We start from the raw sequence: 10,514 nt of genomic DNA on the forward strand, positions 1-10,514 counted from the left end.
CTGAAATCGTCATGTGTCGAAGCCCTCAAAGGCTCCGAACATCGTCCTTCACGCCGATCACCGAAAGGTGCCGTCGGGACATCGCTTACAATATATTCTGCCTCTCCGAGAAAGCAATATTTTTGAAGCTGAAAATATCGCAGCCATAATTCTGGAAATGAACAGGAAGATTCCCAAATCGAACCTCCCTCCCCTGGTGCTAGGCTGGTAACTGAGGACAACCTTGGCGTGGTATCCATCCCCGCACAGTCGCCGGGCAAGCGCGTGAGCAAACGTTGTCTTGCCAGATCCGGGCGGTCCGAAGATCTCAATGATCATGGGGTCGAACCCCTTGGTGGCGATACTCTCGCGCGATCAGCGCATGAACCAATACCGTTGCCGGTGCCGGCTTTCGACTGCGCCTGTTCTGAAAGACGTTAACGCAAAGATCAGCGCCGGCATGATCTTCAGTCGTTTTCTGATATAGATCGCCATCGCCACGTTCCAAACGGCCAATGCAAGCGCCAGGCCTACTGCCGCACCCAGCGGACCGTAAAGCTCGATTCCTGCCGCACAGCCTATGATGCCAGCGACAGCGCCAACGATCATGGCGGCTGCTGCTGCCCATTCGTTTCCCGTCATCGTCAAAAGATTCAGCTGGGGTCCGCACAGCGCCACAAAGACATATCCGAGCATCAGTACCCGCGCGATAGGTGCCCCTGTGCTGAAATCCTCACCGAACCAGTTCATGAGAGGTCTAACAATCACAACCAACGGGACGGCCATCGCTATGGCGCCGGCAGAGGAAAGTATGGCGGCTCGCGAAAATAGCTGCTGCAGACCCTTCCGATCGCCTCGGGTATGAAGGGCAGCCGCTGCTGGCGAAAACATCACGCCGACGGCAACGAGGGCAAGGCTCACAAGCAACGCGACATTCAGTCCCAAGGCGAAGATTCCCGCGTCTCGAATATGACCTGTCCAGCCCAGAACCATGACCCCGGCCCGACTGATGAAAACATCGAGCCCGGCCATAAGCATGATTGGCGGAACCGCCGCCCACCACTCATGCGACGCGTCGCTGGGCTGAGTCTGCCGCAAGCCGGGCGGCTGAAACCTTGTCGCCATGATGAACACCAGTCCGACCGTGATGCCCGAACTTGCCAGCACCGCTTGCATCACCAGGGGTGCGTTGAGGGTCCATGATCCGGAAAAGGCCGCGACTCCCAGCAACATCAACAACAGGCCGTCGCGTACGATGCGTTCCGGCAGGAGGGCTGAGACACCGCCGCCGAAGGCACGAATAAGTGCTGCACCCAACGCGGAGGCGGTGACCAAAGGCACTGCTGCCATGCCAAGGAGCTGGCTGATTTCAAGTTCCTTGTGAGAAGGATCTGAAAAGAAATAGATCAGAGCGGCGCCGATCATGCCGAACAGTGTCGCCGCCGCCAGCGATCTTTGCAGAGCAAACCTGACGACACCATGTGCCAAGTCAAGCCGCCCGTTTGCCCTGTAGGCGGATACGAAGCGCAGTAGGGAGACATTGAAACCAAGCGTTGCAAGATAGCCAAGCACGGAGGTCCAGGCCAGGACATAGGAATAGATGCCATAGCTGGTGGAACCGACGAGGCGCGCTATCAACAACTGCGCCAAGCTGGTCAACCCCGCACCACCGATATAGATCAAAAGAGCGAAGATGCTGGCGTAGCCGAGACTCCGACGCATGTCTTCGTTATGGGACAAAACTATATCCCCCGCGGCAAGAGAGGCCGCAGAAGTTCGTGCGGTCTTCATCTCATTACAGTGGTGGTCAGCGTCGAGTATCTCATAGCCTTGGCTGCCTTTGGCCGCAGGTCCACCGCCGGCTTGCAAAATTTTCGAGATTATTTTCCGCTCAACACACTGAATGCCTTCTAACGAGGACTGATCGTTGAGAGTGTGGATCGGAATGATTTTTCGGTCAGACCCGACGAGAATGTCATTTATGCTTTGAAATACCCCGAAAGTGCGCATGTTTGTGTCGAAATCTGCCTCGAAAATTCGCTCCGCAGGCGCTTCATGCTCCATCCGCTGCTGCAAACGCGTCTCCACGATCGCACGTGGTGCAACAACTCTGAGCGTGAAATCAGCTGCGGGCGCGAGGCTGAGCGCCTTTGCGAGCGCGACCTTGTCTGCGGTCCCACTGAACATTGCCAGCGACGCAATCGCCTGGACATAGCCCTGATCGAATATGACGACATCTCTGGATTGCTTCGCCTCATCCCAGCGGCGCGAAAGCTTCAATATGTGCTGCCAGAGCCGGGCCCGCCATATTCTTTTGTCTGGCGGCATCACTCTTATCATGGAAAGGGACGTTGAAAGATCCTTGATCCTGCCTCTCGGAGAAAGCAGGATTTTTAATGTTGAAAATATTGCCGATATGATCCTGAAAATAGCCAGGAAGATCCCGAGATCGACGCTCGATCCCCTCTGGCGAGGCCGGTGACTGAGGGCAACCTTTGCGTGGTACCCCTCCTCCCGCAGGCGCCGGGCAAGGGCGTGAGCAAAGGTCCTCTTGCCGGATCCAGGCGGTCCGAAGAGTTCAATGATCATGGGTCCAATCCGATCGTGGCGATACCCGCGCGATTTCCGCGACCATCGTTGCTTCGAAGTCCGCTTGTGACGCTCATGATGTTTCCTCGAGCAAAAGGTCAGCGCTGTCCCCGAACTGGTAGCCGGCGTGCTTCTTGAGATTAACCTGCGTGAGAACGCTCCCCACAGGGACCGTAACTGACGCATCGCTCTCAAGCGTTTCCAAAACACCGCGTGCGATGCTGCGTCGCGTCCTGCCCCAGCGAACCGCGAAAAGAACCGCATCAGCCCAGCCCGTCAGAAGCCCGGCCTCCGGCCCCCCAAGTCCCAGCGGTCCATTTATGATGACGATGCTGTAGCTCGAGTGCAGCTCATCCGTGAACAGGGAACTGTCGACCGTGGACAGCAACGCCAGCAGATCCTCAGACGGTGCGAGAGCCATGAAGTCGATTCCGATTTCAGGCATTCCCGCGATTGCATCGTGCAAGGCACAGCGTTCGCTCACATAGTCTCCGAAAAAGTTGTGTGGCTTGAGCGCCGTGAATTCATCCAGGAATTCGTTCGTGAGGCGGGCGCCCGTGCGGTCAAGATCGAGGAAAAGCACTCGGCCCCCCAGTCGGGTGGCTGCCAAGGCCAGGCTCCATGCAAGCTCGGTCTTGCCATCATCCTGGACGCTGGACGTTACGAGAATGATGTGCGACGAGCGATCTCTCGCTTGCTTGGGTGCTGCGGCGACAAGCAGGGATGTCACGGCGCGGCTGTATCTGGACCTCTGCTGGGCTAAAACCAGCTGCTTCAGCCGTTTGGCGTGCATTGTGGCCGCTTGTGGTATCAGCCCCAAGCACGGAACCCCAAGCGCTGCTTCAGCTTCGGCCTCGCCCCGCAAAGTCTGATCGAGGCGGCTGCGAACGACAACGAAGACCCCGCCAAGAAGCCCAAACACAACCATACCGGGTGGAATAAGGAAAATCGGCGACAGGGTCTTAGGAACCGTCGGCGGCCATGCCGCCGAAAGGACCGACACTCCGGCCGAGGGAGTTGCGATGCGCCGTATCAAGTCCTGTTGTTGGGACAGAAGCTGGTTGTATCGTTCCGTCAAGATATTGACCTGCGGCTCCAGTGCACGCAGCCCGGACAGCCGGCCGGCCGTATCGGCCACAACCGCGTCGAGCACATTCTTGCGACTTTCCAGAGCTGCAATCTGGGCCCGGTAGATGCTGGCCTCGGCAGCGAGACGAGCGGTGTCTTGTTCGATCTCGCGGTTGATCGCATCGCTCAGATTTTTATCTGCCGTGTCATTGGCCTGGCGAGCCGCCAGGTCGGCCAGCGCCGGTGATCCGATAGCTTGCGCGAGCGAGGCGACCGATGCCCCCTCCTTTCGCAGCTCCTGAATATGTTGAAGGCGAGATTCCGTGGCGGAGAGATCCGCTTTCGACAAGGAAATCTGCTGGCTGAGTTCAGCCGTCTCCTTGGCGGCGTTGTCCGCAGCACCTTGGTCGACTGCACCATGGCTCAGCCGATACTTTTCCAGACGATCGGTCGCTTCTGCCAGATCGCGTCGTATGCCCGGCAGGGCAGCGACTATCGAGGTGAGTTCCAGTCTGTCCGCTGCTTGGCGTCTCTTCGCGAGATCGTCGATATACAATCGGGCGAACGTATTAGCCACCATGGCGGCTCGCGCCGGATCGGGATCGGTAAAGCCTATGCTGATGACTCTCGATCGCAATTCCTGCCCAACCCTCATGCCCTTTCGCAACGCCTTTAGTTCAGCCGCATCCGCAGCTTCCGGCTTGCTCTGCGGCCAAATTCCTGCCCGCAGGCCGTCTGCAAATGAGCGCAAAATCGACCGGCCGCCGCGAGCAGGGTCGGGACGAGAACTTCCAGTTCCGGCATCACCTTGTCCAGCAGTGCCGCCGGCCTCCGTCTTGCGCAGCTCTGCCATCACGCGACGCAGATTTCCTTGCGACAAGAGCATGGTTATATTGTCGTCAATGCTGGCATCCAGCATTGCCGGAGCAGGTTCCGCGCCGGGGGGCCCATTCCTGCTTGGAGCATCGAGGATAACTTGCGTACTCGCCTCGTAACGGACAGGGACAGCCAAACCCGCAAGCCCGGCCAAAACACCGCCCAGAACCACCACGGCGAGCAGGAATCGTTTTCTCCTCGCGATGGTAATGAGGAGTTGATGAATGGAGCTCTGCGCGTCCATCTGCTCGCGCAGCGGCCGCCTCATGCGCGGCTTGGTCTCGTGCGCGGTTACGTGCATCTCAGTGGCGCGCGGAAGTTGCTTGCGGCTGACTATGGAACCTTCCATTTTACACTCCTGCCAGTTCGAGTACGCGATACAGGTCCGTTGCCGGCGCCGGTGGCCGACGGGCCTCGTTGCGCCAGGCCTGGAACATCAACGCCGCCCACAAATCACGAGAATGATCCTGCCTTCCATCCATGTGATCTCGCCAGCACGTCTGGACCTTTGCAAAGTCGAAGATCCCGTCTCCGGAGAGGCGCATATCGGCGAGCAGATCGCTGGCCCAGATGCGCAGCGGCCCTCTCAGCCAGACTGCTATAGGGACGTCGAAGCCCTGCTTCGGCCGATCGGTCAGCCGCTTGGGAACATAGCGATGCAGCAATTGACGAAGGATCCACTTGCCTCTGCCGTGGCGAACCATTGCGTCCGCCGGCAGCCGCCAGGCGAAGTCGACAACCCGATGGTCGAGAAGCGGGCATCGCCCCTCGAGACTCGCGGCCATGCTGGCGCGGTCCAGCTTCACCAGTATGTCGCCGGGCAGATAGCCGACCATGTCGTCGTACAAGAGACGGGACAGCAGGCCATCAAGCGGCGGTGCGCCGTGAACTGATAAGGGCAGCTCATGCTGGGTGAGGTTCTCGGTCGATGATCCCCTAAGCCGCTGATACAATTCGTCCTCATCTGCCGCTGCGAGCAGCCGAGCCAAGCGATCCAACCGGTCGCTCCGCAGCGCGTGCCGCGCATGCGTCGAAAGCGGCAGCTTGCTGACGAGATCGTGACGGGCTGCACGAGCCAGCAATCCGACACCGGCCGCAAGCGTCTGACGCAGCGGTGACGGCAGCCTATGCTGTCGTCTCGCTCGGGCTGCCATGAGATGGCGAGCGTAGCCGGCGAAGCATTCGTCACCACCGTCGCCCGTCAGAGCCACCGTAACGTGCTGGCGAGCGAGCCTCGCCACGAGCAGAGTTGGTATCTGCGATTCGTCTGCGAACGGCTCGTCCCAGGTCTGCGGCAGTTCTGGAATGACCTCGCGCGCGGTTGCGCAAGAAAGGTGAAGTTCGGTATGGTCGGTGCCCAAATGTCGGGCAACCTCCGCAGCATGGGGAGCCTCATCAAACCCGCCCTCTCCGAAAGCGACCGTGAACGTGCGCACCGGTTTTGTGGATTGAGCCTGCATCAGGGCTACAACGGCGGAGCTGTCGACACCACCGGATAGAAAGCCGCCCAGCGGCACATCAACGTTCATGCGTTCCCGGACCGCAAGTCGTAGCAGGCCGTCGAGCTCATCCGTCAGTTCTTCGTCAGTGCCGACAATTGGTTCCTGCCGACCTTTCGCGGCGACTTCGGCCAGCGACCACCAGTATCGGATACGATGCGAAAGCGACGCGACACTGCGGGCCTCCGCGAAATCTGCGGCCGTCACCGACAGGACTGAGCCGGGCGGAAGCTTGAAGACGCCTCGCCAGATGCACTTGTTATCCGGTACCCATCCCCTCGACAGCATAGACGTGGCGGCATCGATATCGAGTTCCTGACAGAAACCTGGAAAGCAGTTGATCGCCTTCAACTCGGAGGCAAAAACGAGCGCATCGCGTGTTGAAGCGACGTAAAGCGGCTTTTTGCCCATTCGATCGCGGGCGAGATGAAGGGTCCTCGTCTTCATATCCCACAATCCAAAAGCGAACATGCCGGCGAAGCGAGTGAGCGCGGTATTGAGCCCCCAACTCTCGATCGCGCACAGCATGACTTCGGTATCGCAGGTGCCGCGGAAACGATGGCCCGCGCCTTCAAGTTCGCGGCGCAGATCCTGGAAATTGTATATTTCGCCGTTAAAGGTGATGGTATATCGGCCAGTAGCCGAATGCATCGGCTGGTGTCCCGCCTCCGACAAGTCGACGATGGCCAAACGCCTGTGGCCGAAGGCAACGCCGGCTTCACGATCTGCCCAGAAGCCGTCGCCATCAGGCCCACGGTGACGAAGGGCTGTCGTCATTTGCGCTATTGCCCTCAGCGGCTTCGCACTAGCCGCATCGTTTGCAAGAAGAATTCCGGCAACCCCACACATCCCGTCACCCCAAGTCCCTGGAAGTTTTGATGGAAGTAGCCGAAAGTACTCGCGGCGTTCCCGCAACAAGGCAGAGGGTCAGCGCAAACCAAACGATCGGGTGGCGGATGATCAGGTGCGGAAACCCGTAAATCATGATCGCCACCACCAGCGCAAAAAGGGCATCGAGCTTCGCACGCCATGCTGACATGGCCGCCGAGCCGACGATCCAAAGCAGGGCCAGGACCGCAACCAGACCACCTTGCGTGTACAGATCGAGGATCGTGTTGTGAGCCTCGAAAGGTTCGGGCAGAAACTGCCGATATTCGACCGAGGGGCGGTCCACATGCGGGCCAGGACCAAGGCCAAGAGACGCTGACGTCACGCCCTTGTAGACTGCATTACCCCAGAGCCTGACGCGAAGTGTAACGGTTGAGTCGGTCTCCTCGCCGCCCCTCCCCTTGCTGAGGCTCTTGGCGAAATTTTCGGCGCTGCTTATGTCCCTGAGAACGTAGGGCGTCATCGACATCGCCAAGGGGAGGAAGCCGACCATCAGGAGGACGGCGACTTGCCGCGAAACGCTGCCCTTGTCACCGGTCGTAAGCCATGTCCGAACCCGCAGTCCTAGAAATACCAGGCAGCTCACGACGCCTGTAAGAAGATAGGCATCACTCTTTGTCAGCCTACCGACATAGACGGTCAGAACAAGGCTGCTGAACCCGATCACCCTCCCCCATGGACTGCTTGTGGTCGTAGCAAGATGCAAAGCCAGCGGACCAAAAATTGCGCAATAGATAGCAATTTGGTTCGGATTCTCGGACCAGCCCATGAAGCGATCCCAGAACCAGGGATTGACACCGGGTTGATGGATCCAACCCCACGCAAGTGCCAGCTGAAAGGTAAAGCATGCATTTGCTATCCAGATCACCCACCAGGCAGTGCGGCGCAGGTGGCGATCGGCGTCGGGCTCTGCGGCAGCCAGGCAGGTGACGCTGGCCAGCAGCATGTATGCCATTATGTCGTGAATCGGCGCCGAGAGGTCCAGAACCGCCGTGGTCAGTAAGCCGACAATCGCACCGACCGCCAGGGTGAGCGTCATGATCAGCCAGAAGGTCGCAAGACGGAATAGGGCCGGCGTGGCCTCCAAGCGACCACCGGCGATTACTCGCCCGATCGACAGCATGATCCAAAGCGATAAGAACAATTCGGTATATCCGAAGGGCAATCCCGGAACACCGAACTGCGTCGCATAGCCCATCGCAATGCCGCTGGCCAGCAACGCATCCCGGATCATCGGCGTGCTCCACCCAATCCGCGGCTTGCGGCATCCCCTTCAAGCAAGATCGGGGACGCCGGTCGAGCAAGACCGCCGTGGGATTCGACGCGAAGGACGCTTTTGTAGAGATCGCAATACTGGTCGACCACCCACGGCAGCGCGAACTGCTCCCGGACGAGTTCGACAGAACGACCGCCCATGATCTCTCCGCGACCACGGTCGGACAGGATGTCTATTATTCGAGACGCAAGGCCATCAGCATCGTGCGGTGAGACGAGATAGCCGTTCCATCCCTCTTCAACCACGTCATTGCAGCCTGGCATCCTTGAGGCGACGATAGGCAATGCCGCCAGTCCTGCCTCCAGCAGGACGCGCGGGATCCCTTCCCGATATTGTGTCGGAAAGGCGAACAAATCGGCCATGCCAAGAAGGGCTGGAACATCGCGTCGCGGACCCAAGGCAATGACATGGGGGGCATATCGATCGATGTCCGATTTGTCGACGGCAAATGGCCCTTCGGATTCCCATGGACCGACAAGCACGAAGCGCGCATCAGGCCTCTTAGATAGGACGCGTGGGACCGCTTTGAGAAGTGTCGGGATACCCTTCTGGCGGGTCAACCGACCGACAAAAATTACGACTTCGGCGGACTGGAGCCCAAGCTCTTCACGCATTTTCGCCGCTGACGGGGCAAGATGCCTTGCCATGGCGAACGCATCGACGTCGATTCCAGAACTGCGGATCAGCCGCCCGCTGCCGCGTCGGATCAGTCGATAGCGTTCAAAGAAAGCCTGATCGTCCCGATTTTGGAAGACCGTCGCAGCCGTCCAGAAGGACGAAAGCCATTGCAGTCCGCAAAAGACTGGACGCAGGGCCAGAGCCCGTGGCTCCAGCGACGAGAATGTCCAGCCCAGACCATTGATCGTGCGGATGACGGGGGTCTTCCCGCGCACCGCAAGTGGCGTCAGCAGGTTCGGTTTGGTGTCGAAACTTTGGACAACATCTGGTTGCAGTTCCGACATTAATTTTCGAATCGTTCTGATGGCGCCCCATTCCCCGCTGCCGCCGCTGGCAAATCGGTCGAAACCATAGCGGCGATGCGGAATGCCATGCCGCAAAAACGCGGCTTCACCGCCACTCGAGACTGCAGTGACCCGAAAACCCCTTTCGCGAAGCGACATCAGGAACGGAATTCTTAAGGCGTGATCCTCGCCTCCCACACACACGACATGCGGGTTCATCCTGCCTCTCCCGACCATGTGCCGTCCCCGAATCGCGGGAAGTGGCCGGCTTTTGACTCTGCCTTCATGACCTTGGTTTCGCTTCTTCTGCGTGTATGGATGCCAAGTCACGGTACGGGCAGGCTTGCCTACTGTCCTCGTCTGTTTGCATGAGGCAAACCGCATTTGGATCAAGGTGTTGCGACATCAGGCAGCTAAGTCTCCGGCTTGGCGAGGCAATCCACGCCCAAGGCCTGCACAGGTGTGATGCCGAGGCCGGATGGCGGGCTTCCTCGACGCGCATATCCTCCTGCGTGGTGAAGGGCGTGGCGGGATCATTTGCGCGTCGAATTTAGGAAAAAATCCTGCGGGCGCGTTCGCCGGCGGGCGGGGCAACCAAAGACTGCGCTTCGATAATCGTCCGCTGTCAGACCTCGGTCTGGGTCGGTGCTTTGCCGGCCTGAGCATCGTCCCGACCGTGGGCCGGTGCTTCAGTACGCTGGTTGAACCGCATCTCAGTCACTTCCGCCCTGGTAGAATCTGTCTGCGACCAGCAGGTAACTTAGCTCGACCATCTCCGATGCCGGCAATGTCGTCGGCGGATGACATCGTTGTAAGCGAGCACCTGCCCACTGTGTCCACAGAAAATTGGGTTGCGACGCCAGAGAACATGGCTTGGCTCAGCACCTGGCTTAACGCAGTCAGATTTGCCTGCAGGTAAGTGTATATTGTACAGAAAGGCTATTATGGCTGCCGTTCTATTCATAGACCATAGTTTCTGGCAGTTAAAATCAGACTTTTGTGGCGCCACTTCAGCAGGTCAGCATCGCCAAGGCATCTTCGCGAAATACCGGTATCGACACCGTCTACAATCTTATTGAAAGACAAAATACTCGACAGGAAATCATTCTCGAAGACGGATCACATATAAGAATGTGAAAGACCACTCCGAAAAAAATGTACAATTTATCTGAATGCCGTGGTTAATGTATACGATAGTAAAATGGAATGTTACTAAACGACATCGTGGTTATCCTAAGTAAAATTCCGCTTCCGTGAGGCGATCCTGCTGGTGATCAACGAATCTATCAGAGGGGTGTTGGTATGTGATTTGAAGCTAATATACGCCGTCGAGTAGGCAGGCACCGCGGGGCGCTAAGAAAAAAAGGATTATTAATG

6 protein-coding genes are annotated in these 10,514 nt (G+C 58.4%); all 6 read right to left on the reverse strand.

The window, feature by feature from the left end:
* Positions 1-57 precede the first annotated feature (57 nt).
* Complete coding sequence (locus tag NKH12_RS28525) at positions 58-318, reverse strand: AAA family ATPase (RefSeq protein WP_352956201.1); 261 nt, start codon at positions 316-318, stop codon at positions 58-60.
* Positions 319-354: 36 nt separating this feature from the next.
* The gene (locus NKH12_RS28530) at positions 355-2,568 is read right to left on the reverse strand and encodes a lipopolysaccharide biosynthesis protein (RefSeq protein ID WP_352956202.1); all 2,214 of its coding nucleotides are present in this window, start codon (positions 2,566-2,568) and stop codon (positions 355-357) included.
* 73 nt (positions 2,569-2,641) lie between these two features.
* Positions 2,642-4,861: a GumC family protein gene (locus NKH12_RS28535; RefSeq protein WP_352956203.1), complete on the reverse strand. Its 2,220-nt coding sequence runs from the start codon at positions 4,859-4,861 to the stop codon at positions 2,642-2,644.
* 1 nt (position 4,862) lies between these two features.
* On the reverse strand, positions 4,863-6,860 hold the full coding sequence (gene asnB, locus NKH12_RS28540; RefSeq protein ID WP_352956204.1) for an asparagine synthase (glutamine-hydrolyzing): 1,998 nt from the start codon (positions 6,858-6,860) through the stop codon (positions 4,863-4,865).
* A gap of 4 nt (positions 6,861-6,864) precedes the next feature.
* Positions 6,865-8,133, reverse strand: coding sequence for an O-antigen ligase family protein (locus tag NKH12_RS28545; protein ID WP_352956205.1), 1,269 nt, complete (start codon positions 8,131-8,133; stop codon positions 6,865-6,867).
* Entirely contained in the window at positions 8,130-9,356 is a 1,227-nt protein-coding gene (locus NKH12_RS28550) for a glycosyltransferase (RefSeq protein ID WP_352956206.1), read from the reverse strand. Before NKH12_RS28550 ends, NKH12_RS28545 begins: the two co-directional genes overlap by 4 nt.
* Positions 9,357-10,514: the final 1,158 nt, after the last annotated feature.

Origin of the sequence: Mesorhizobium sp. M1322, assembly GCF_040318085.1 — a bacterium.
Classification (GTDB): domain Bacteria; phylum Pseudomonadota; class Alphaproteobacteria; order Rhizobiales; family Rhizobiaceae; genus Mesorhizobium.

Bases quoted from the DNA above. Each gene is read 5' to 3' on its own strand.
- NKH12_RS28525 (WP_352956201.1), bottom strand. From the start codon at position 318: ATGATCATTGAGATCTTCGGACCGCCCGGATCTGGCAAGACAACGTTT.
- NKH12_RS28530 (WP_352956202.1), bottom strand. From the start codon at position 2,568: ATGATCATTGAACTCTTCGGACCGCCTGGATCCGGCAAGAGGACCTTT.
- NKH12_RS28535 (WP_352956203.1), bottom strand. From the start codon at position 4,861: ATGGAAGGTTCCATAGTCAGCCGCAAGCAACTTCCGCGCGCCACTGAG.
- asnB (WP_352956204.1), bottom strand. From the start codon at position 6,860: ATGTGTGGGGTTGCCGGAATTCTTCTTGCAAACGATGCGGCTAGTGCG.
- NKH12_RS28545 (WP_352956205.1), bottom strand. From the start codon at position 8,133: ATGATCCGGGATGCGTTGCTGGCCAGCGGCATTGCGATGGGCTATGCG.
- NKH12_RS28550 (WP_352956206.1), bottom strand. From the start codon at position 9,356: ATGAACCCGCATGTCGTGTGTGTGGGAGGCGAGGATCACGCCTTAAGA.